Below are 21,263 nucleotides of genomic sequence, written 5' to 3' on the forward strand. Positions count from 1 at the left end.
TGCCGCTACGGGCTACGCCCTTCGCGCCACTGCGCGTCAGCATGAAAAAACCAACCACTGTCAGATTTAGTCTAGTTCACTACATTTGATGCTTTTTTGCCTGCGCGGCGCGCAGGCAAAAAAAAGCATCAAACCGCCATAGCCATCCTCTTCCTCTCACTACGCTGCATAAAATGGTTCCCAACAATAACCCCAACGGTAACAACAGCAATAAACAACGTAGCAAGCGCATTCATCTCAGGATTCAACCCTAACCGAACACGAGAAAACACAACCAGCGGCAAAGTAGTCGACCCAGGCCCCGACAAAAACGCAGACAGCACAAGATCGTCGATAGACAAAGTAAACGACAAAAGCCACCCAGCAACAAGCGCCTGCGAAATCAACGGCAACGTAATAAAGAAGAATACCCGCAACGGCGTAGCCCCTAGATCAAGAGCCGCCTCCTCAAGCGATGGATGCAACTCCCGCACCCGCGACTGCACGATGATGGCCACATAAGAAATACACAGCATCACGTGCCCGATCCAGATCGTGAACACCCCACGTCCAGCCGGCCAGCCGAGCCACTTCGCCATTTCAATGAACAGCAGCAGCAACGAGATCCCTTGAATCACTTCAGGTATCACCAGCGGCGCATTGATCATCCCGGTATAAAGCGTAAAGCCCCGAAACCGCCCCATCCGCGCCAGCACAAACCCCGCCCATGTGCCAATAAACACCGACGCAAACGCCGTCATCAAGCCAATCCGCAACGACAACCACGCCGCCGCAATCAGCTCATCATCCTGCAACAGCGCGGCGTACCAGCGCGTCGAGAAATGCGTCCACACCGTCACCAGTTGCGATTCGTTGAACGAATACACCACCAGACTAACAATAGGGATATACAAAAACAGAAACCCAATCCCAAGCGCAATAATCTGCAAAATCCGGTTCGGCTTCATCAGCGTCGTTCCTCCAGCGCCTTCGCCTGCGAGTACTGGAACAACGCCATCGGCACCAGCAGCAGCAACACCATTGCACACGTCACAGCAGACGCCATCGGCCAGTCGGCATTGTCGAAAAACTCATTCCACATGACGCGGCCAATCATCAAGGTATTCGCTCCGCCCAGCAATTCAGGAATCACGTACTCCCCCACCGCCGGAATAAACACCAGCAGGCAGCCCGCAATGATCCCGTTCTTCGACAGCGGCAGCGTAATCTGCCAGAACGCCTTCCATGGCTTCGCGCCCAGGTCGTATGCGGCTTCCAGCAGCGTGATGTCCATCTTCACCAGGTGCGCGTACAGCGGCATCACCAGGAACGGCAGGTACGAATACACCATGCCGATATAGACCGCGGTGTTGGTGTGATACAGCTCGATCGGCGTATGGATCAGCCCAATCGACATCAGGAAGTTGTTCAGCAAACCGTTGTTCTTGAGGATGCCGATCCACGCATACACGCGAATCAGGAACGACGTCCAGAACGGCAGCATCACCGCCATCATCAGGATGTTGCGGGTGGCCGGGTTCGAGCGCGCAATGTAGTACGCCATCGGGTAGCCGAGCAGCAGGCACAGCAGCGTCGACACCGCCGCCACCACCACCGAATTCACATAGGTCGCAAAGTACAGGCTGTCGGTCAGCAGGAACGCGTAGTGCGACAGGTCCAGTGCGATATGCAGCACGCCATCCTGGAAGCTGGTCAGCTCCGTGTATGGCGGAATGCCAAGCTGCAGATCGGCAAAGCTGATCTTCACGACCAGCAGGAACGGCACAAGGAAAAACAGCAGCAGCCAGATGAACGGTCCGGCCACCACGGCGGTGCGGCCCGTCAGGCCGAAGCGCCGCACCGGCCACGACGCAAATGAACTCAGCGTGCTCTTCATGACGTCAGCACCACTCCCGCAGAAGCGCTCCAGCGCACATAGACTTCGTCGCCCCACGTCGGCGGATCGATCTCGGAGAGCGCCAGACTCGTAACGTTCGCCACCACCATCTTGCCGCTGTCGAGCTTCACGTGATACAGCGAATAGCCGCCCATGTAGGCGATATTCGTCACGACGCCCTTGCCCCAGTTGTAAGAGCCCTCGGGCGGCTTGCGCGTCAGCGCGATGCGCTCGGGCCGCACCGAGATCGTCAGCGGCATGCCGAGCGGTCCGGTAATGCCGTGGCTCACGTAGAGGCGCACCGGCAGGTCGGCGGTCTCGATGAACACGTGATCGGGTTCGTCCTCGACCACCGTGCCGTCGAACAGATTGGTCGAGCCGATGAATTCGGCTGAGAACCGGCTGTTCGGGTACTCGTACACCTCGTGCGGCGTGCCGAGCTGGATGATCTCACCCTCGCTCATCACCGCGAGGCGCCCGGCCATCGTCATCGCCTCTTCCTGATCGTGGGTCACCATGATGCAGGTGACGCCGACCTTGTCGAGAATGTTGACCAACTCGATCTGCGTGCGCTGGCGAATCTGCTTGTCGAGCGCGGACATCGGTTCGTCGAGCAGCAACAGCTTGGGCCGCTTGATCAGGCTGCGCGCGAGCGCCACTCGCTGCTGCTGGCCACCGGAGAGCTGATGCGGCTTGCGCTTGGCAAAGCGCCCCATTTGCACCAGCTCGAGCACCGCCTGCACGCGCTCCTTCAGTTCGGCCTTCGGCACGCCTTCCTGCTTCAGGCCAAAGGCGACGTTCGCCTCGACCGTCATGTGCGGAAACAGCGCGTACGACTGGAACATCATGTTGACCGGCCGCCGATACGGCGGCATCTGCGCGAGGTCCTCGCCGTCGATCAGGATCTTGCCCGAGGTCACGCTCTCGAGACCCGCCAGCATCCGCAAGAGCGTCGACTTGCCGCAGCCGGAACTGCCCAGCAGCGCGAACAGTTCGCCCTTCTTCACCGACAGGTTCACCTGCTTGACCGCAACCGTCTCGCCGAACTTCTTGACGACATCGACGATCTGCACGAAGTTTTCCGCTGCGTCGTTCGCAACGGCATAGCTGCCCGGGGGCGGCGTGCCGGCCCCTGCCAGCGCACCCGACTGGTCACTGCTCATGATTTGCTACTTCACTCCCGCGTTTGACGAACAAAGCCCCCGGGTGTTCACCGGGGGCTTCAGGATGATGCCTGGCTGCTGATCATTGTGGCCGCAGGCGTCAGCGGCCGGACTTGAACTCGGTCCACAGCCGCGTCTGCAGGCGCTGGATTTCCGGCGGCAGCGGCTTCAGCAAGAACAGCGTCTTGATGACTTCAGGCGGCGGATAGACGGCCGGATCGTTCGCCACGTCCTTGTCGACATACTTGCGCGCTTCAAGGTTCGCGCTCGGGTAGTAGACCTCGTTCGTAATCGCGGCGTGGACCTGCGGCGTCTCGATGTAGTTGATCCACTCGAGCGCGGCTTCCTTGTTCTTCGCGTCCTTCGGAATCGCCATCACATCGAACCAGACCGGGGCACCGCCCTTCGGGATGTAGTACTCGATCTTGTACGGCTTCTTCGCTTCGACCGCGCGGTGCTTCGCGATCACCACGTCGCCCGACCAGCCATAGGCGAAACAGACGTCGCCGCCCACCAGGTCGTTGATGTAGCCCGACGAGTTGAACTGCGTGATGTACGGGCGGATCTTCTTCATCATCTCGAGCGCGGCGCGGTAATCGGCCGGGTTCGTGCTCATCGGATCCTTGCCGATGTAGTGCAGCGCCGCTGCAAACATCTGGTCAGGCGCGTCCAGCACCGAGACGCCGCAGGTCTTCAGCTTCGAGATGTATTCGGGCTTGAAGAGGATGTCCCAGTTGTTCAGCGGCACGTCCTTGCCGAGGATCTGCTGGACTTTGGTGACGTTGTAGCCGAGGCCTGTCGTGCCGTAGGCCCACGGATCGGCATATTTGTTGCCCGGATCGGCGCCGGCGACGAGCGCCATCAGCGAGGGATCGAGGTATTTCTGGTTGGGCAGCTTCGATTTGTCGAGCGGGGCGAAAATGCCCGCGGCAATCTGCTTGCCAGCGTAATTGCTGGTCGGCACGACGATGTCATAGCCGGAGTTGCCCGTGAGCAATTTGGCCTGAAGCGTGTCGTCGCTGTCGTAGTTGTCGTATTTGACCTGAACGCCGGTCTGCTTGGTGAAGTTCGGGATCGTGTCCTTGGCGATGTAGTCGGACCAGTTATATACGTTCAGTTGCGTATCTTTTGCTGCTGCCGTCAGCCACGGCGTAGCACACAGCATCAGCGCCGCCAGCCGGCGCACCACCAGTTTATTCATCCCGTTCTCCGATCCTGTCAGCCTCAGCCGACCGTCCACTCCAATCGCCGCAGCGTACCGCCCGCGGCTCCCCTGAAAAACCCGAAAACTACCACTAATTATTGCGCGCTTCAAAAAAAATACCAGGCTGTCGCGCAAAGGGTACAGCGTATGCGGCTTGCGCGACCACGCCAGCTTGCCGCGCGGAGACAAAATTGCGCGCAATTTTAGCCGGTTATCGGCGCATGTCTACCTGAAAAAAACACCCTCGCTAACGCCGCGTTTTAGATGGCCTTTTAAGTGCTTTGCATAGGCGGATTTCGACAGACAATGAAGCCAATTTGTAAGAAATCCCGGCCGGTCGAAGCGGTCCGGCTCGGGACGAAGGTCCGGCATCGGCTAACATAGCCGCACTTTCCCGCTTCCCATTCCAAGGTTTTCGATGGCTTCGAATCTCCACGCTCTTCCGGATAGCCCGTGCATCGGCGTCTGCTCCACGCTTTTCGACGAAGTCTGCAAGGGCTGCGGACGCACGGCGACCGAGGTGTCGAACTGGGTTTTCCTGACCGATGAGGAAAAACGAGCGGTGTGGGTGCGTATCGAACAGGAAGGCACGGCGATGCGCTTCAAGTACGACAAGCTGTGAGGCTGCCGTCGTCCTGATCCCCGCTCGAAATCGGACGCTCCATAGAAAAACGCCGGGATGCCCGGCGTTCTGTCCTGCTGGTCCTGCTGGTCCTGCTGGTCCTGCTGGTCCTGCTTGTGACCCTGCCTGAATGGCGAGTCGTGCCGGCCAGCGGGCCTCCGGCCTGAACCGGCCCCGCCGCCGCGGCGCTCAGAAGCGCATGCCGACCCCGAGCCCCACCACAACTGGGTCGATATCCAGCCTGCCCAGCGAGGTACCGCCCAGCGACGCGTCGGTCCTCATCCAGATCTTCTTGATGTCCGCATTGACGAACAACGACTTCGTGATCTGCACATCGACGCCAGCCTGCACGGCCGGCCCGAAGCTGTGGTTGGTGATCGAAATCGGCTGGCCGTTGACGTTGAGCCCATTGTTATAGAAATACGTATAGTTCACACCCGCACCGAGGTACGGGCGGATGCGGCCCTGGTGATTGAAGTGATATTGCAGCAGCAAGGTGGGCGGCAAAACGTTCACGCCACCCAGATTGCCGAGGCTCGACGTCAACTGATGACGCGACGTACCCAGAATCAGTTCGACCCCGAGATAATCGCGGATCATGTAGGTCAGATCCAGTTCCGGCACGATCGCGTTGTTGACACCCACATTCAGTGCCGAGAGCGTGTTGCTGGTCGATACGTTCGGAATGATGCTGATGGCCCGCAAACGAACCAGCACGTCGCCTGCGTGAATGCCGCTGATGTCGTCATCGCCGGCCGCGCGAGCCTGCGACATGGACAATCCCAAGCCCAACAGGCAAGAGGCGATGGCTGCGGCTTTGATAGTGGTTTTGATCTTGTTCTTCATGTTGATCCCCGGTCGTCGGTCGTTGAAAGCTGCGGGGATTGTCGAATGTCCGAGCCCTCCCCGCGTTGACCCTGGTCAACCGAGCGAAAACGCCCAACGCCCTGCGACAGCCGGTCGCGCTACACCGGTCAGCAGCAGCTCGATCAGGTCGTGCACGCTGCGAATCGCATTGCCGAATGGCAGCGCCTCGCGTCCACGGAAGAACAGGCCGTTGGCGACATCGCCACGCAACGCCGCGGCAAGCCGGGTGTCGATACAGAAGTGCCCGAACTTTTCGATGCCGTCGCGCAAGCCGCATACGCTCAGGCATTCGAGTGCGGTGGGACAGGCGTTCTTCACTGCGCCGAGCTTGTCGCGGATGCGCGTCTCGTTACGCAAATAGCGCATCAGCCACGGCGTCTTCACGGCACGCGCCGGGAGCCCGGTGACGCTGACGAATTCGACGATGTCCTCCGGGGTCGCCTCCGCCAGCACACGTTTGAAGTTGGGATGGGCGTCGCCCTCTTCGGTCACCGCGAACGGCGTGCCGAGTTGCACCCCGTTGGCGCCCGCATTGAGCCAGTCGCGCACGGCCTCGTGACTATTGATGCCGCCCGCCACGATAAGCGGCACGTCCTGGCGGCTCAGGCCGAGCGAGGCGAAGACCGGTTCCAGCTCGTCGAACACCCGCGCGAAGTCGAAGCGGCCATCGTGCATGTCCGCGAGGTTCGTCACGCCGAGGTGACCGCCGGCGTGCGCCGGGTGCTCGATCACGATCGCATCGGGCAAGCGCCCCTTCTTCAGCCACTTCTTCAGCACGAGGGCGATGCCGCGGCTGTCGGAGAGGATCGGGATCAACGCGATATCGTGGCCTTGCGTCATATCCGGCAGGTCGAGCGGCAGACCGGCGCCCATCACGATCGCGTCCGCTCCGCTCTCGCAGGCAACCCGCACATAGTCGGCGTGGGCGTTGACCGCCTTCATCACGTTGACCGCGATCATGCCGTGCCCTTCGCTCAGGGCGCGGGCTGCCTGGATTTCGCGTGCGAGGGCGGTGAGATTGGCAGCCTCGAGTGTCGCCCGCACCGGATTGGCCCGGCACTGTTCCACCAGATCGGCGTGATGGTGGCGCAGATCGATGCTGGCGATGGTGCCCAGCGCGCCCTCGCGCGCCACGCTGCCGGCCAGCCGGTGCGCCGAGATGCCGACCCCCATGCCGCCTTGAACGATCGGCAGCAGCGTACGGCCGCGAATGACCAGAGGTGCAAAGGAATGAGATGAGTACATGTTGCCCCGCGTCGACGAGATAAAACGTCGATACTCGCCAATGGGGCGGCACGCATATTGCGGCAGATCAAACAAAGCGGGCGCGTACCCGAGTGGATACGCGCCCGCTTGAGCAGTGTCATGGAAGGCTTAACGTCATTGCCGAAGCGGCAGCGCGTCCTCTACACAACGGTTCAAGCCGGCTTGTCGACCTTGAACTGCATCGACTTGTACTCCAGGTACTCTTCGAGCCCGTACTTGCCGTTCTCGCGCCCGTGGCCCGACTGCTTGAAGCCGCCGAACGGCGCGGCCATATTCCATGCGCCGCCATTGATGTCGACCTGCCCCGTGCGGATGCGGCGCGCCACCTTCGCGGCGCGCTCGTCGCTTGCCGACCAGACAGCGCCGCCGAGACCGTACGGCGAATCGTTGGCGATGCGGATGGCTTCCTCTTCGTCCTTGTAGGTGAGGATCGAGAGCACTGGCCCGAATATCTCCTCCTGGGCGATAGTCGCCTTCGGATGGACCCGGCCGAACACGGTCGGCTTCACGAAGAAGCCCTTCGATACGCCCTCAGGCAGGCCTGTGCCGCCCGTCACCAGCTCCGCGCCCTCTTCGATACCCCGGGCAATGTACTGCTGCACGCGAGCCTGCTGCACGGCCGAGGCGAGCGGCCCGAGCCGCGTCGTTTCGCTGCGCGGGTCGCCTGCGACGAAACTCTCGGCCGCCTGTTTGGCGAGCGTGCGCGCTTCCTCGTAACGGGCTTCCGGGACCAGCATTCGGGTGTGAGCCGAACAGGTTTGACCTGCGTTCAGGAAGCAGGCGCTCACGGTGCCTTTGACCGCGGCAGCGAAGTCCGCATCGTCGAGGAGCACGGCGGCCGACTTGCCGCCAAGCTCGAGCGCGACGCGCTTCACCGACGCCGCCGCCAGTTCCGCGACCCGCTTGCCGGCGCGCGTCGAACCGGTGAACGACACCATATCGACCGACGGATGGCTCGCCAGCACTTCGCCGACCACCGGCCCGTAGCCGCTCACGAGATTAAAGACGCCAGGAGGCAAGCCCGCCTCATGAATCGCCTCGGCGAGCACGAAAGCATTGAGCGGCGCCACTTCCGACGGTTTGAGCACGACGGTGCAGCCGGCCGCAAGCGCAGCGGCAACCTTCAGCGTGACCTGGTTAAGCGGATAGTTCCACGGTGTAATAGCCGCGACCACGCCGACCGGTTCGCGTACGACCAGCGAGTTGCCGACCCGCTCTTCGAACTGGAACTCGTTGGCGAGCCTCGCGTAAGCGCCCCAGTTATAGACCGGGCCGCCGACCTGAATCGCACGCGCCAGTTTGAGCGGCATGCCGACTTCGCCGCTGATCAGGCCAGCCAGTTCGTCGGTGCGTGCCTTGAGGTTGGCGGTAATCTTCTGCAGGAAGACGCTACGTTCCTGCGCGGGGGTCGCGGCCCACGCGTCGAAGGCGACGCGTGCCGCGTTGATGGCCACTTCGGCATCGGCTTCGATGCCTTCGGGGATACGGCCCATGATCTCTTCCGTGCCCGAGTCGATCACGTCGATCGTCCCTGTGCCGGCCGGCTTGATCCATTGACCGTCGATATAGAGGTGCTCGTAGATTTTCATTGTTGCGTCCTGTCTCCGGGGGAATGGATTTATTTTACCCGGTGACAGGACGCGGCACTTCGAGCCAACAACCTAATCTATCTGCTGCGGCAGGACTCGAGCGCCACATCCCACGCAGCCTGCATACAAGCGTTAGCGCGACATCATGTTCATGCTGACGTTATGCATCACCCACACCGTCCCGTCGACCAGGATCAGTGCGGCCACCGCCGTATAGACCAGCGCCATCACATTCCAGCGTTGGCCCGAGGACGTATTCAGGTGCAGAAAAAACACCAGATGAACCACGATCTGCACGAGCGCCAGCACGGCTAGTGCGCCCATCGCAGCCTGTGGGGGCAGCATGCCGCGCATGACGAGCCCGAACGACGCGGCGGTCAGCAGCACCGCCAGCACAAACCCGGCGATATAGCCGAGCGCGCTGCCGTGCGCCTCCTCTTCATGAAACGAATGTGTATGAGCCATTTAGAGCACGCTCCCAAGATAGACAAACGAAAACACGCAGATCCATACGATGTCGAGAAAGTGCCAGAAGAGACTCAGGCAGGCGAGGCGCGTGATCTCGCGCTCGGACATTTCAGGCTTGAGGACGATCTGCACCGCGAGCACGACCATCCATATGAGGCCCACGGTCACGTGCAAGCCGTGCGTGCCGACCAGCGTGAAGAAGGACGACAGGAACGCGCTACGGCTCGGCCCGGCACCTTCGGCGATCAGGTGCGAAAACTCCTGCACTTCGAACCACAGAAACGCCAGACCCAGCACGAACGTGATCGCCAGCCACGCGAGCACGACGCCCGACTTGCGCTTGTGTGCGCCCAGCATCGCGAAGCCGTACGTGATACTGCTCAACAGCAGCACCGCCGTTTCCACTGCGACGCCCGGGATGTCGAACAGATCCTTGCCGCTTGGCCCACCGGCAAACTGATGCGCCATCACGGCAAACACAGCGAATAGCGATGCGAACAGCACGCAGTCGGTCATCAGATAGAGCCAGAACCCGAATACCGAGTGAGATGGCGCGTGCTCGTGTTCCAGTTCGCCTGGCGTGGCGAGATTAGCTTTTTGCAACATCAGTTGACCTCCGCAGCGGCAAACCGCCCGTCATGCTTCGTTTCGCTTGCCCTGCCGCCCTTCAGTTCGATCTCGCGGACCGTTTCGGCCGAGATGTAATAGCCGTCGTTATCGCCGAAACTACGTCCGATCACCGTCGCCATGATGGCGACCAGCGCTGCCACGGCGAGCCACGTGATATGCCACACCCCGGCAAAGCCGAGCAACAGGCTGAACATGCCGATAAAGAAACCTGCGCTGGTGTTCGACGGCATATGGATGGCGTGATACACCCCTTCCTTGCCAAGACCCTGCCCCGTTTCCTTCATGTGCGTGAACGCATCGAGTTCATGCACCACAGGGATCGTCGCAAAGTTGTAGACCGGCGGCGGCGACGAGGTGGCCCATTCCAGCGTGCGGCCATCCCACGGATCGCCCGTGACGTCGCGATACTCCGGCAGCTTGCGATTGCGCACGCTAACGATCACCTGCAGCACCTGGCAAACCACGCCCAGCGCGATCAGCACCACGCCGCAAGCCGCGACGATCAGGTAGGGATGCCACGCCGGGTTGTCATAGTGATTCAGGCGGCGCGTCATGCCCATGAAACCGAGGACATAGAGCGGCATGAACGACACATAGAAGCCGATGAACCAGAACCAGAATGCGGCCTTGCCAAGCTTCTCGTTCAGCTTGATGCCGAACACCTTCGGGAACCAGTAGTGGACACCGGCCAGATAGCCGAACACCACGCCACCGATAATCGCGTTATGGAAGTGAGCGATCAGAAACAGGCTGTTGTGCAGCACGAAGTCCGCGCCAGGGATCGCCATCATCACGCCGGTCATGCCGCCGATCGTGAAGGTCACCATGAAGCCGATCGTCCACAGCACCGGGGTGGTGAATTCAAGGCGGCCGCGATAAATCGTGAACAGCCAGTTGAATATCTTCACGCCGGTCGGAATGGCAATGACCATGGTCATAATGCCGAAGAACGCGTTGACGTCTGCGCCGGAGCCCATCGTGAAGAAGTGATGCAGCCAGACGAGGAAGGCCAGCACCGTGATCACGCAGGTAGCGTAGACCATGGTCTTGTAGCCGAACAACGGTTTCTTCGCGAACGTCGAAATCACTTCCGAATAGATGCCGAAGGCCGGCAGAACCAGAATGTAGACCTCGGGGTGGCCCCAGGCCCAGATCAGGTTCAGATACATCATGGCGTTACCGCCGCCGTCATTCGTGAAGAAGTGCATGCCGGCGTAGCGGTCCAGACCGAGCAGCGCGAGCGCAATGGCCAGGATCGGGAACGTCGCCATGATCAGCACGTTCGAGCACAGTGCGGTCCACGTGAATACCGGCATCTTCATCAGCGACATGCCCGGTGCGCGCATGCGGATGATGGTGACGAAAAAGTTAATCCCGGTGATCAGGGTACCGACGCCCGACAACTGCAGGCTCCAGAGGTAATAATCCACACCTACGCCCGGACTGAACTGCAGCTCCGAGAGCGGCGGGTACGCGAGCCAGCCCACCTGTGCAAACTCGCCGATCACGAGCGACAGATTGATCAGGATCGCGCTGATCGCGGTCATCCAGAACGAGAGCGAGTTCAGGAACGGGAACGCCACGTCACGCGCGCCGATCTGCAGCGGCACGATCAGGTTGAACAGGCCCACCATCAGCGCCATCGCCATGAAGAAGATCATGATGACGCCGTGCGCCGTAAAGATCTGGTCGTAGTGATGCGGCGGCAGATAGCCCGGCGAGTGATAGGCGAGCGCCAGTTGCAGACGCATCATGACCGCGTCGGCAAAGCCGCGCAGCAGCATCAGGACGGCGACTACGATATACATCACGCCGATCTTCTTGTGATCGACGCTGGTGAGCCACTCGCTCCACAGCCATTTCCATTTGCCGAACCACGTTAGCGCACCGGCCGTGGCAAGGACGAGGATCGCCATCAGGGCGCCCGCGCCCATGATGATGGGCTGATCGAACGGAATCGCCGAAAGTGTCAGTTTTCCGAACATGTGTTACCCCTTCGTACTGCAATTGGCGTTCTGCAGGTCGAGAACATTGCCGTTGTTGTACTTTGCAATGATGTTGTGGAACAGCTTTGGATCGACCGATGAGAAGTAGCGCACCGGGTCTTTCTCGCTCGGCTGGGAGACCGTGTTGTATTCGTTCATGTCGAGCCGTGCGGATGACGCCTTGACCTTTTCCACCCACGCGTTGAACTGCTCAGGGTTGGTGGCGAGTGCCCGGAACTTCATGTCGGAAAAGCCCCTGCCGCTGAAATTGGCCGATACGCCGGCGTAGTCGCCCGCTTCATCCGCGATGAGATGCAACTGCGTCTGCATGCCGGCCATGGCGTAGATCTGGCTGCCCAGTTGCGGAATGAAGAACGAGTTCATGACCGAGTCGGACGTGATCACGAAATTGACTGGCGTGCCCACCGGGAAGGCCAGTTGATTGACCGATGCAATGCCGAGGTCCGGATAAATGAAGAGCCATTTCCAGTCGAGCGCCACCACTTCGACCTTGATCGGCTTCACGGCCGACTGGATCGGCCGATAGGGATCGAGTTCGTGCGTGGTCCGCCATGTGAGCACCCCGAGACACAGGATGATGATGGACGGCACCGTCCAGATAACCACTTCAATCGCGGTGGAATGCGCCCATTTCGGCGCGTAGGTTGCTTTGCGGTTGCTGGCCCGGTAGCGCCAGGCAAACCAGAGGGTCATCAAGATGACCGGCACGACGACCAGCAGCATGGTGAACGTCGCTGTACCGATCAGCGCTTTCTCGGCCACCCCGATGCTGCCTTTCGGGTCGAGCACGTCAAGCTTGCTGCAGCCGGAAAGACATGCAGCCATTGCGGCCCCGAGGGGCAACCACACCCTGTTGTTAAGGACTCCCTTGTTCATCATATTTGCCTGCTTTTCATTGAGCCACCCCCGAAATCCGCTGCAGCTTCGCAACACCCAAACCACGCAGTTAAATGCGTACGCTGGCGGATTCTACGAGCGAAGGCTTAGGCGAAATTTGATCCTGGCCAAGGAACATGCAGAGGATTTGTCATTTTGTGTGGAGGCGGAAATGACGCGTGTGGGACGCGATGCTGCGAGGCGATTTGCGAGATGAAACTAATGCTCTAGCCAGGCGAAATTCGGCACGCGATAGACGTGCGCAGAGAGGAGACAGATACGCGTTTGCTGACAGGGTGTCTAGCGTGTCCGGCAGGAAGATTGACGCAGGATAAAACTGAAGGGAGATTGGAATGCGATTGAATCGCGTCACTGCAGGAGCCGCGTTGCCCTCATCATGAGATCATGAATGGAGACAACGCGGGTTACATCATGAGTCGGCTAGCGCCGCTTACTGCACGCCCTGGCTCGCCAGGAAGTCCTCGTAATTACCACCAAAGTCATACAGCGTGCCATCCGTGCGCACTTCGATGATCCGGTTCGCCAGACCGCTCACAAACTCACGGTCGTGCGAGACGAAAATCAGCGTGCCTTCGTACTTGTCGAGGGCGATCTGCAGCGATTCAATCGACTCCATGTCCATGTGGTTGGTCGGCTCGTCCATCAGCAGCACGTTGTGGCGGCCCAGCATCAGCTTGCCCCAGATCATGCGGCCCTTCTCGCCACCCGAGAGCACCTTGACCGACTTGCGGATGTCGTCCGCATTGAACAGCAGCCGGCCCAGCGTGCCGCGCACCATCTGCTCGTCGTCGCCTTCCTGACGGTAACCGTCGATCCAGTCCATCAGCGTGACATCGTCCGGAAACTCTTCGTACGTGTCCTGCGGCATGTAGCCGACGTTCGCGTTTTCAGCCCACTTGACCGTGCCGTGATCCGTCGTCACGCCACCCTGCAGCGAACGCAGCAGCGTGGTCTTGCCGGCGCCGTTCTGGCCGATGATGGCGATCCGCTCACCCGGCTGCACGCTAATGCTGAAGTCGTTGAAAATCGTGCGCTCGTACTTCTTCGCGATCTTCTCCGCCACCACTGCGATGTTGTGCAGCTTCTTCTCGTATTCGAAGCGGATGAACGGGTTCTGCCGCGACGACGGCTTGAATTCCTCGATCTTGATCTTGTCGATCATCTTCAAACGGCTGGTGGCCTGACGGGCCTTCGACTTGTTCGCCGAGAAGCGGCGCACGAAATCCTGCAGGTCGGCCACGCGTTCCTTCGCCTTGGCGTTGGCGTTCTGCTGGCGCTCGCGCGCCTGCGTGCTGGCCAGCATGTAGTCGTCGTAATTGCCCGGGTAGACCTTCAGCGTGCCGTAGTCCATGTCCGCCATGTGCGTGCAGACCTGGTTCAGGAAGTGTCGATCGTGCGAGATGATAATCATCGTCGAGTTGTACTGGTTGAGCATGTCTTCCAGCCAACGGATCGAGTTGATGTCCAGGTTGTTGGTCGGCTCGTCCAGCAGCAGCACGTCCGGCTTCGAAAACAGCGCCTGCGCGAGCAGCACGCGCAGCTTCCAGCCCGGCGCCACGTTGCTCATCGGGCCGTTGTGGTCTTCAATGGCGATGCCAATGCCGAGCAGCAGTTCGCCCGCACGCGCTTCGGCCGTGTAGCCGTCGTACTCGGCGAACTTCGCTTCGAGTTCGGCGGCGTGCATGTAGTCGTCGTCGGTCGCGTCCGGATTCACGTAGATTGCATCGCGCTCGGTCATGGCGGCCCACATTTCGGCGTGGCCCATCATCACGACGTCGAGCACGCGCACGTCTTCGTACGCGAACTGATCCTGGCGCAGCTTACCGAGGCGCACATTCGGTTCGAGCATCACGTTGCCGGAGCTCGGTTCCAGATCGCTACCCAGGATCTTCATGAAGGTGGATTTGCCGCAGCCGTTCGCACCAATCAGGCCATAGCGGTTCCCTCCCCCGAATTTGACCGAGATGTTCTCGAAGAGGGGCTTTGGCCCGAATTGCATGGTGATATTTGCGGTAGACAGCACGGCGCGTCCTTTGAATGAATTTGCGGCGAACAACCCATTATTTTAGCAGGTTATCAAGATGTTAGCCCGCATGCGGGTGCCTTGATGTCTTGCTGGGCCGATTCAGGCGTTCTTCATCCACCTTTCATCTATCGTTCATCATCCACGCGTCATCTACCGCTTATCCACCCTCTACCTGCCATCAGCCGGGCTGGAAACACCACGCGGCGTCTGCAGGACGTCGATAAACGCCGACAGATCGGCCTCGGCGAGTCCCATTGCCGCGCCCAGCCGGAGCAATTGCTGGACGGTGGCGGAGACTGGCATCGGCGTGCCGGTTTCCCAAGCCGTCGCGGCGACCGTGTCGACATCCTTCTGAAAGGTCCTGAAGGCGCCGATCGGCGGCAAACCGGCTTGCGTCATGCGCGGCACGAAGGTTTGCAGCAGCACCGAGTCGGCCCAGCCGCCCGCGAGCGCTTCGGTGAGGCGCGCAGCGTCGATGCCGCTGCGCTGGGCGAGACTCACGGCTTCGGCGATAGCGGCAACGGTCGAGGTGACGATGGCCTGATTGCAGAGTTTGGTGGTCTGGCCCGCGCCGACCGCGCCCATGTGAGTCACGCGCGCTGCATAGGCGCCGAGCAACGGCGTGACGGCGGCGACGTCCGCCGCTGCGCCGCCGGCCATCACGGCCAGCGTGCCGGCCACCGCGCCCGCCACGCCGCCGGAAACGGGCGCATCGACCCAGCCCACGCCGGCGGCCGCCGCGCGCTGCGCGAGCGCGCGCGTCGCCGCAGGCGGGATGCTCGAGTGATCGACGATCCAGCGCAGGCGCTTCGCGGCGCTGGCGTTTGCGCTGCGACTGTCGGCACCGGTGTCGCCGCCCTCGCCGCCTCTCCTGGCGCTATTGGCCTCGCCGCCCAGCACGCCCTCCGCGCCGAACACCACCTCCTCAACCGCCGCCGCGTCCGCCACGCACAGCAGCACCGCTTCGACGCGCCCGGCCAGTTCATGCGGCGTATCGACCACCCGCGCGCCCGCGTCGCGCAGCGCCTCGGCCTTGGCCCGCGTACGGTTCCAGACATGCACGGCGTGTCCCGCGCGCAGCAAATGCCGAATCATCGGCGCGCCCATCAGGCCGGGGCCGCAAAAACCAATTTCCACTCTGATTGCCTCGCGATGAAGTTGTATTGGCACATCGGGGCTGCCGCTCCCGCGAACCCCGCTCCCGATCATACCGGCCCGCCTTCCTGCGGACATACCGGGCACGCGATGTGCATCATGAACCGGCAGCGCGCATGGGGCGCGATTGCCTATACTTTTTTCACACACCTGAAGAAGAAGGAGGAGAACATGTCGAAAGACCACGTCTACAAGCAGATCGAGTTGACCGGCTCATCCACCAAGTCGAGCGACGACGCGGTGCGCACCGCGATTGAAAAGGCATCCAAGACTCTGCGCAATCTACACTGGTTCGAAGTGACCGAAACGCGGGGCCAGATCGAAGAGGACAAGGTCGTCCATTGGCAGGTGACCATCAAGGTCGGTCTGCGGATCGAATAGGCATCGTCAGCAAAAACCAGACGCAAAAAAAGCTGCGTCCGCGAGGACGCAGCCTTTAAAGCAGCGGCTCTTCGACCGCCGCCTGGTCGATCAGCCAGCGCGCACGGCAATCACTTCGGCAGCGCGCCGTCCACACCCTCGACGTACCAGTTCAGACGCTGCAGTTCGGGATCGGCCAGGGTCTTGCCCGCCGGCACCTTCACGTCGCCCGCCTGGTCCTTGATCGGGCCGGTGAACACATCCCATTTGCCGCTCGCGATCTGGTCGCGCTTCGCCGCGACGTCCTTCAACGCGTTAGCCGGAATCGCCGACGTGTTCAGGTCATCGAGGCTCACAGCCTTCTGCGGAATGCCCCACCACACCGGATCGTTCTTCCACTTGCCGTCCAGCACCTGCTGGACCACCGCGGTGTAGTACACACCCCAGTTGCCAACCACCGAACCCAGGTGTGCGTCAGGACCGAACTTCTTCATGTCCGAATCCCAGCCGAACGCATGGACATGCTTTTCCGAAGCCGTTGCCAGCGTCGCGCTCGAATCGGTGTTCTGCAGCAGCACGTCGGCACCCTGGCCGATCAACGTTTCCGCCGCCTGCTTTTCCTTGCCCGGATCGAACCAGCTATTGATCCAGATGACCTTGGTATGGATCTTCGGATTCACCGAACGCGCACCAAGCGTGTACGCGTTGATGTTGCGGACCACTTCGGGGATCGGTACCGAGGCGACAAAACCCAGCACGTTGGTCTTCGTTACGTAGCCAGCGGCGACGCCGGCCAGGTACGCGCCCTGATACATCCGCACGTCATAGGTACCGAAGTTCGGCGCCTTCTTGTAGCCGGTCGCGTGCAGGAACACCGTGTCCGGGAAATCCTTCGCCACCTTCAGTTCGAAGTCCTGGTAACCGAAGCTCGAACCGATAATGATCTTGTTGCCCTTGTTCGCCAGATCGCGAAACACACGCTCCGAGTCGGCCGATTCCGGCACGTTCTCGACCCGCGTGATCTTGATCTTGTTGCCGAACTTCGCTTCGACTTCCTTCGAGCCCTGGTCGTGCGCATAGGTCCAGCCGGCGTCCCCTGGGTTGCCGAGGTAGACGAATGCCACACCCGGCGCGTCTGCAGCCTGCGCGGTTTGCGACAGCGTTACGCCGAGGCCGAGCGAGACGGCCCCCAGCGCCGCGGCGGTCAGCAGATTTCTTCTCTTCATGTTTTCTCCTGTCGTGTGATTGATTCGTTCGAACCGGGTGTTTAAACCACGTATCCGGCTCGTGCGTGTTGCATGTGTGTTGCGTATGGCGTGAATCTGAAACCTGACCGCGTGGCCCCGCTATCCCGCTGCAAAGAAAGGCTTGCCAAGCGAGGCCGGTGCATTCAGGCGAATGGTGTTCGGATTGCGCGAGATCAGCACCAGCACGGCGATCGTCGCGACGTATGGCAGCATTGCGAGGAACTGCGTCGGCACCGGCACACCGATCGCTTGCGCGTAAAACTGCAGACCGGTCACCGCACCGAACAGCAGCGCGCCGATCAGGAGACGCCCCGGACGCCACGTCGAGAACACCACCAGCGCGAGCGCGATCCAGCCGCGGCCTGAAGTAAGCTGCTCCTGCCACAAATGCAGGTTGACGATCGAGTAGTAGCCGCCCGCCAGCCCCGCCATGCCGCCGCCAAACGCGACCGCCCCGTAGCGCACGCCGATCACCGGAAAGCCCACCGAGTGCGCCACCTGCGGCGACTCGCCGACCGAACGCAACACGAGACCCGCACGGGTGCGGTACAGAAACCAGCCCACTACGGCGAACATGACGAAGGCGAGGTAATCGAGCGGCGTCAGACTGAAGAAGGCCACGCCGAGCACCGGAATCTTCGAGAGCAGCGGAATCGTCCACGTGTCGATCGAGGCACGCACCGCCGCCGACGTATAAGGTTTGCCGACATAAGCCGACAGCCCGATCCCGAAGATCGTCAGGGAAAGGCCGGTGGCAACCTGATTGGCGAGCATGGTCAGCGTGAGGAAGCCGAACAGCAGCGACATGGCAAGCCCCGCCGCAATCGACGCCAGCACGCCGAGCCACGGCTCGCCGGTAATGGCAGTGACCGCATAGCCGCTGACGGCGCCCATCAGCATCATGCCTTCCACGCCAAGATTCAGGACCCCCGATTTCTCAGTGACGAGTTCGCCCACGCCCGCAAACATCAGCGGAATCGCGGCGGTGACGGCGCTCGAGGTGAGCGCGCTAGCTTGTTGAATATCCATAAGGCCGGGTCGGGGAAAATCAGTGGGCGTTAGTTCGCGTGGGCTGCGGTAGTACGGCGGCGCACGCGGTAGTTCACAAACAGGTCGGCGCCCAGCAGGCAGAACAGCAGCAGCCCCTGGAACACCCCGGAGAGCGCCTGCGGCAACTGCATGGAGGTCTGCACTGCTTCACCGCCCAGATACAGCAGCGCCATCAAGAGGCTCGCCAGCACAATGCCAATCGGATGCAGGCGGCCCACGAACACGACGATGATCGCCGTGAAGCCGTAGCCGGGCGACCAGGTCGCCTGCAACTGGCCGATCGGCCCGGCGATTTCCCCCATGCCGGCCAGACCCGCGAGACCGCCGCTGATGAGCAGCGATGTCCAGATGGTCTTCTTGTCCGAGAAACCGGCATAGCGCGCCGCGAGCGGAGCGAGGCCGCCCACGTTCATGCGGAAACCGGCGAAGCTCTTGCGCATGAACAGCCACACGAGTGGAATCGCCATGAGCGTGACGAAGATCGACGCATTCAGACGCGTGCCGCGCAGGAATTTCCAGTGCCAGTCGCCGGAAAACGTCGGGTATAAGGCGTCGCCGCTGAACATCTCGGAGAGCGGGAAGTTCATACCTTGCGGATCGCGCCACGGACCGCTCACCAGATAGATCAGCAACTGCGTCGCCACGTAGGTGAGCATCAGGCTCGTCAGGATTTCGTTGGTGTTGTAGCGGCTCTTCAGAAACGCGGGGATCGCCGCCCACACCATGCCGCCGACGACACCCGCCAGCATCATGGTCGGCAGAATCCACCAGCCGCTTGCCTGGTCGAAATAGATCGCGACGCCGCTTGCCGCAATACCGCCGAGCAGCATCTGCCCTTCGGCGCCGATGTTCCAGACGTTAGCCCGATAGCCGATGGCGAGCCCGAGCCCAATCAGGCACAGAGGCGACGCTTTGAGCAGCAGTTCGGACCAGCCATTCACATCGGAAAGCGGTTCGATAAAGAAGGCGTGCATCGCCGCCAGCGGGTCGCGGCCGACGAGGCCGAAAATCACGAAGCCAATTGCGAGCGTAAGCAGTGCGGCGATCAGCGGCACGGCAAGCTGCATCGAACGCGAGGGCGCAGTGCGGGCTTCGAGTCGGTAAGGAAAGGTCATAAGTCTGCGTGTGGTCTCAATTTGGAGCGTGGGGCTGCGGTGTGTGCTCAGGCGTGCGCCGGTTCTTCAGGCGAAGGCGCCGCGCCCTCTTCCCGGCCGCCAAACAGGCCCGCCATCCATCTGCCGATCTCCTCGGCGTTGGTTTCGCCGGTGACGCGCACGGGCGACAGGCGGCCGCGCGCGAGCACCGCGATGCGGTCGCAGATATCGAACAGCTCTTCGAGTTCTTCGGAGATCACCAGGATCGCGACGCCGCGTGCCGACAGATCCAGCAACTGCTGGCGAATGAACGCGGCGGCGCCGACATCGACGCCCCAGGTGGGCTGCGCGACCACCAGCACCTTCGGCGCTTGCAGAATCTCGCGTCCCACGATGTACTTCTGCAGATTGCCGCCCGACAGGCTTTGCGCGAGCGCTTCAGTGCCGCCGCAACGCACGTCGAACGCGTCGATGCATTTCTTTGCAAAGGTGCGCATTGCACCGGCCTTGATCCAGCCGGACTGCACCATCTTCTGACGATGCCCCGTCAGCAACGCGTTTTCCGCGAGCGTCATGGCCGGCACCGCGCCACGGCCCAGGCGCTCCTCCGGCACAAAGCCGAAGCCGAGCGAGCGGCGTCCGCCTGCGCCGAGCTTGCCAGCAGGCTTGCCGCAGATCGTGATCGCATCGGCGCTCACCCCGCGCTGCTCGCCGGACAGCGCCGCCAGCAACTCGGCCTGGCCATTGCCCGAAACACCTGCAATGCCGAATATCTCGCCGGCATGCACGCTGAACGACACGTCGTCGAGCGAGGTGCCGAACGGATCGTCGCTCGCGGCCGACAGATGCTTCACATCGAGCAGCACATCGCCCGGCGTATGGGTGCGGCGCGTGTAATCCGGCAACGAATGGCCGACCATCAGTTGTGCAAGCGACGCATGCGTCTCTTCGCGCGGCGTCACATGACCGGTTACGCGACCGCCGCGCATTACTGTGGCGGTGTCGCACAGCTCCTGGATTTCGTCGAGCTTGTGGCTGATATAGAGAATGCTGCAGCCTTCGGCTGCGAGCCGGCGCAATGTTTCGAACAGCTTACGGACCGCCTGCGGCGTGAGCACCGAAGTCGGTTCGTCCATGATCAAGAGACGCGGGTTCTGCAGCAGGCAGCGCACGATCTCGACGCGCTGCCGCTCGCCCACCGTCAGGCTATGCACGTGGCGCTGCGGATCGATATCGAGCCCGTAATCCGCCGACACCTCGCGGATGCGCCTGGCGAGCGTCTTCAGATCGAACGGTTCATCGAGCGCGAGCGCAATGTTCTCGCCCACCGTCAGCGTCTCGAACAACGAGAAATGCTGGAACACCATGCCGATGCCAAGCTTGCGTGCAGCAGCCGGGCTCGCGATTTCGACCGCTTGTCCTTCCCAGCGGATCTCGCCGGCGTCAGGACGCACCGCGCCGTAGATGATCTTCATCAGCGTGCTCTTGCCCGCGCCGTTTTCGCCGAGCACGGCGTGAATCTCACCGGGCGCGACTGTGAGCGTCACGTCGTCGTTCGCCTTGACGGCCGGATATTGCTTGCTGATGCCCGCCAGCACGAGGCGCGGCACGACCGCCGGCCCGCCTGCGGGATGCGCGGCGGCATCGCCGTGATAAGAAGAAGAGTCGCCCATGAGTTTCCGTAATGCTTCAGTGACTGCCTGTTGCAACGAAGCGGCGCGCCCCGGTCCAGTGCGCCACGCC

The 21,263-nt window shown here is 61.5% G+C and carries 19 protein-coding genes; 2 read left to right on the plus strand and 17 right to left on the minus strand.

What is annotated here, in order from left to right:
* Positions 1 to 128: 128 nt before the first annotated feature.
* The 4 genes from BLQ92_RS21130 to BLQ92_RS21145 form a co-directional block, all read right to left on the minus strand.
* Positions 129 to 947 (minus strand): ABC transporter permease subunit, encoded by an 819-nt coding sequence (locus BLQ92_RS21130; RefSeq protein ID WP_090686477.1) that lies wholly within the window; start codon positions 945 to 947, stop codon positions 129 to 131.
* Positions 947 to 1,876 carry an ABC transporter permease subunit gene (locus BLQ92_RS21135; protein WP_090686478.1) on the minus strand — a complete coding sequence of 310 codons (930 nt, stop codon included), beginning with the start codon at positions 1,874 to 1,876 and terminating at the stop codon, positions 947 to 949. The genes BLQ92_RS21130 and BLQ92_RS21135 overlap by 1 nt, the downstream gene beginning before the upstream one ends.
* A complete protein-coding gene (locus tag BLQ92_RS21140) occupies positions 1,873 to 3,039 on the minus strand; it encodes an ABC transporter ATP-binding protein (RefSeq protein ID WP_175772203.1) in 1,167 nt (388 codons plus the stop codon). Before BLQ92_RS21140 ends, BLQ92_RS21135 begins: the two co-directional genes overlap by 4 nt.
* Positions 3,040 to 3,139: 100 nt before the next feature.
* Positions 3,140 to 4,240: a polyamine ABC transporter substrate-binding protein gene (locus tag BLQ92_RS21145; RefSeq protein ID WP_425194906.1), complete on the minus strand. Its 1,101-nt coding sequence runs from the start codon at positions 4,238 to 4,240 to the stop codon at positions 3,140 to 3,142.
* A 421-nt stretch (positions 4,241 to 4,661) separates the two neighbouring features.
* Between BLQ92_RS21145 and BLQ92_RS21150 the strand changes: the two genes are divergently transcribed.
* Positions 4,662 to 4,865: a DUF1289 domain-containing protein gene (locus tag BLQ92_RS21150; RefSeq protein ID WP_090686479.1), complete on the plus strand. Its 204-nt coding sequence runs from the start codon at positions 4,662 to 4,664 to the stop codon at positions 4,863 to 4,865.
* A 189-nt stretch (positions 4,866 to 5,054) separates the two neighbouring features.
* Here BLQ92_RS21150 and BLQ92_RS21155 read toward each other — a convergent pair whose 3' ends face one another.
* The 9 genes from BLQ92_RS21155 to BLQ92_RS21195 all read right to left on the minus strand — a co-directional run bounded on the left by BLQ92_RS21155 (position 5,055) and on the right by BLQ92_RS21195 (position 15,751).
* Complete coding sequence (locus tag BLQ92_RS21155; RefSeq protein WP_090686480.1) at positions 5,055 to 5,711, minus strand: OmpW/AlkL family protein; 657 nt, start codon at positions 5,709 to 5,711, stop codon at positions 5,055 to 5,057.
* 75 nt (positions 5,712 to 5,786) lie between these two features.
* On the minus strand, positions 5,787 to 6,977 hold the full coding sequence (locus BLQ92_RS21160) for an NAD(P)H-dependent flavin oxidoreductase (protein WP_090686567.1): 1,191 nt from the start codon (positions 6,975 to 6,977) through the stop codon (positions 5,787 to 5,789).
* 173 nt (positions 6,978 to 7,150) lie between these two features.
* Entirely contained in the window at positions 7,151 to 8,587 is a 1,437-nt protein-coding gene (locus BLQ92_RS21165; RefSeq protein WP_090686481.1) for an aldehyde dehydrogenase family protein, read from the minus strand.
* A gap of 132 nt (positions 8,588 to 8,719) precedes the next feature.
* On the minus strand, positions 8,720 to 9,052 hold the full coding sequence (cyoD, locus tag BLQ92_RS21170; RefSeq protein WP_090686482.1) for a cytochrome o ubiquinol oxidase subunit IV: 333 nt from the start codon (positions 9,050 to 9,052) through the stop codon (positions 8,720 to 8,722).
* Positions 9,053 to 9,661: a cytochrome o ubiquinol oxidase subunit III gene (gene cyoC, locus BLQ92_RS21175; protein ID WP_090686483.1), complete on the minus strand. Its 609-nt coding sequence runs from the start codon at positions 9,659 to 9,661 to the stop codon at positions 9,053 to 9,055. It lies immediately after the preceding gene.
* A complete protein-coding gene (gene cyoB / locus BLQ92_RS21180) occupies positions 9,661 to 11,670 on the minus strand; it encodes a cytochrome o ubiquinol oxidase subunit I (protein WP_090686484.1) in 2,010 nt (669 codons plus the stop codon). The genes cyoC and cyoB overlap by 1 nt, the downstream gene beginning before the upstream one ends.
* A gap of 3 nt (positions 11,671 to 11,673) precedes the next feature.
* Complete coding sequence (gene cyoA, locus BLQ92_RS21185; protein WP_425194905.1) at positions 11,674 to 12,516, minus strand: ubiquinol oxidase subunit II; 843 nt, start codon at positions 12,514 to 12,516, stop codon at positions 11,674 to 11,676.
* 502 nt (positions 12,517 to 13,018) lie between these two features.
* Positions 13,019 to 14,611 (minus strand): ABC-F family ATPase, encoded by a 1,593-nt coding sequence (locus BLQ92_RS21190; RefSeq protein WP_090686568.1) that lies wholly within the window; start codon positions 14,609 to 14,611, stop codon positions 13,019 to 13,021.
* 171 nt (positions 14,612 to 14,782) lie between these two features.
* Complete coding sequence (locus BLQ92_RS21195) at positions 14,783 to 15,751, minus strand: NAD(P)-dependent oxidoreductase (RefSeq protein WP_090686486.1); 969 nt, start codon at positions 15,749 to 15,751, stop codon at positions 14,783 to 14,785.
* Between the two features lie 189 nt (positions 15,752 to 15,940).
* Here BLQ92_RS21195 and BLQ92_RS21200 point away from each other — a divergent pair, with 189 nt between their 5' ends.
* A complete protein-coding gene (locus BLQ92_RS21200; protein ID WP_090686569.1) occupies positions 15,941 to 16,150 on the plus strand; it encodes a dodecin in 210 nt (69 codons plus the stop codon).
* 110 nt (positions 16,151 to 16,260) lie between these two features.
* Here the strand turns inward: BLQ92_RS21200 and BLQ92_RS21205 are convergent, their stop codons facing one another.
* The 4 genes from BLQ92_RS21205 to BLQ92_RS21220 form a co-directional block, all read right to left on the minus strand.
* Positions 16,261 to 17,355, minus strand: a complete 1,095-nt coding sequence (locus BLQ92_RS21205; RefSeq protein WP_090686487.1) for a BMP family ABC transporter substrate-binding protein — start codon at positions 17,353 to 17,355, stop codon at positions 16,261 to 16,263.
* A gap of 120 nt (positions 17,356 to 17,475) precedes the next feature.
* Complete coding sequence (locus BLQ92_RS21210) at positions 17,476 to 18,405, minus strand: ABC transporter permease (RefSeq protein ID WP_090686488.1); 930 nt, start codon at positions 18,403 to 18,405, stop codon at positions 17,476 to 17,478.
* A 29-nt stretch (positions 18,406 to 18,434) separates the two neighbouring features.
* The gene (locus BLQ92_RS21215; RefSeq protein WP_090686489.1) at positions 18,435 to 19,541 is read right to left on the minus strand and encodes an ABC transporter permease; all 1,107 of its coding nucleotides are present in this window, start codon (positions 19,539 to 19,541) and stop codon (positions 18,435 to 18,437) included.
* Between the two features lie 47 nt (positions 19,542 to 19,588).
* Positions 19,589 to 21,193 carry an ABC transporter ATP-binding protein gene (locus tag BLQ92_RS21220; protein ID WP_090686490.1) on the minus strand — a complete coding sequence of 535 codons (1,605 nt, stop codon included), beginning with the start codon at positions 21,191 to 21,193 and terminating at the stop codon, positions 19,589 to 19,591.
* Between the last annotated feature and the right edge of the window lie 70 nt (positions 21,194 to 21,263).

This window comes from Paraburkholderia phenazinium (assembly GCF_900100735.1).
Taxonomy (GTDB): domain Bacteria; phylum Pseudomonadota; class Gammaproteobacteria; order Burkholderiales; family Burkholderiaceae; genus Paraburkholderia; species Paraburkholderia phenazinia.

Bases quoted from the DNA above. Each gene is read 5' to 3' on its own strand.
- BLQ92_RS21135 (WP_090686478.1), bottom strand. From the start codon at position 1,876: ATGAAGAGCACGCTGAGTTCATTTGCGTCGTGGCCGGTGCGGCGCTTC.
- BLQ92_RS21200 (WP_090686569.1), top strand. From the start codon at position 15,941: ATGTCGAAAGACCACGTCTACAAGCAGATCGAGTTGACCGGCTCATCC.
- BLQ92_RS21165 (WP_090686481.1), bottom strand. From the start codon at position 8,587: ATGAAAATCTACGAGCACCTCTATATCGACGGTCAATGGATCAAGCCG.
- cyoB (WP_090686484.1), bottom strand. From the start codon at position 11,670: ATGTTCGGAAAACTGACACTTTCGGCGATTCCGTTCGATCAGCCCATC.
- cyoC (WP_090686483.1), bottom strand. From the start codon at position 9,661: ATGTTGCAAAAAGCTAATCTCGCCACGCCAGGCGAACTGGAACACGAG.
- BLQ92_RS21215 (WP_090686489.1), bottom strand. From the start codon at position 19,541: ATGACCTTTCCTTACCGACTCGAAGCCCGCACTGCGCCCTCGCGTTCG.
- BLQ92_RS21220 (WP_090686490.1), bottom strand. From the start codon at position 21,193: ATGGGCGACTCTTCTTCTTATCACGGCGATGCCGCCGCGCATCCCGCA.
- BLQ92_RS21160 (WP_090686567.1), bottom strand. From the start codon at position 6,977: ATGTACTCATCTCATTCCTTTGCACCTCTGGTCATTCGCGGCCGTACG.
- BLQ92_RS21205 (WP_090686487.1), bottom strand. From the start codon at position 17,355: ATGAAGAGAAGAAATCTGCTGACCGCCGCGGCGCTGGGGGCCGTCTCG.
- cyoD (WP_090686482.1), bottom strand. From the start codon at position 9,052: ATGGCTCATACACATTCGTTTCATGAAGAGGAGGCGCACGGCAGCGCG.
- cyoA (WP_425194905.1), bottom strand. From the start codon at position 12,516: ATGGCTGCATGTCTTTCCGGCTGCAGCAAGCTTGACGTGCTCGACCCG.
- BLQ92_RS21155 (WP_090686480.1), bottom strand. From the start codon at position 5,711: ATGAAGAACAAGATCAAAACCACTATCAAAGCCGCAGCCATCGCCTCT.
- BLQ92_RS21130 (WP_090686477.1), bottom strand. From the start codon at position 947: ATGAAGCCGAACCGGATTTTGCAGATTATTGCGCTTGGGATTGGGTTT.
- BLQ92_RS21210 (WP_090686488.1), bottom strand. From the start codon at position 18,405: ATGGATATTCAACAAGCTAGCGCGCTCACCTCGAGCGCCGTCACCGCC.
- BLQ92_RS21140 (WP_175772203.1), bottom strand. From the start codon at position 3,039: ATGAGCAGTGACCAGTCGGGTGCGCTGGCAGGGGCCGGCACGCCGCCC.
- BLQ92_RS21150 (WP_090686479.1), top strand. From the start codon at position 4,662: ATGGCTTCGAATCTCCACGCTCTTCCGGATAGCCCGTGCATCGGCGTC.
- BLQ92_RS21145 (WP_425194906.1), bottom strand. From the start codon at position 4,240: ATGAATAAACTGGTGGTGCGCCGGCTGGCGGCGCTGATGCTGTGTGCT.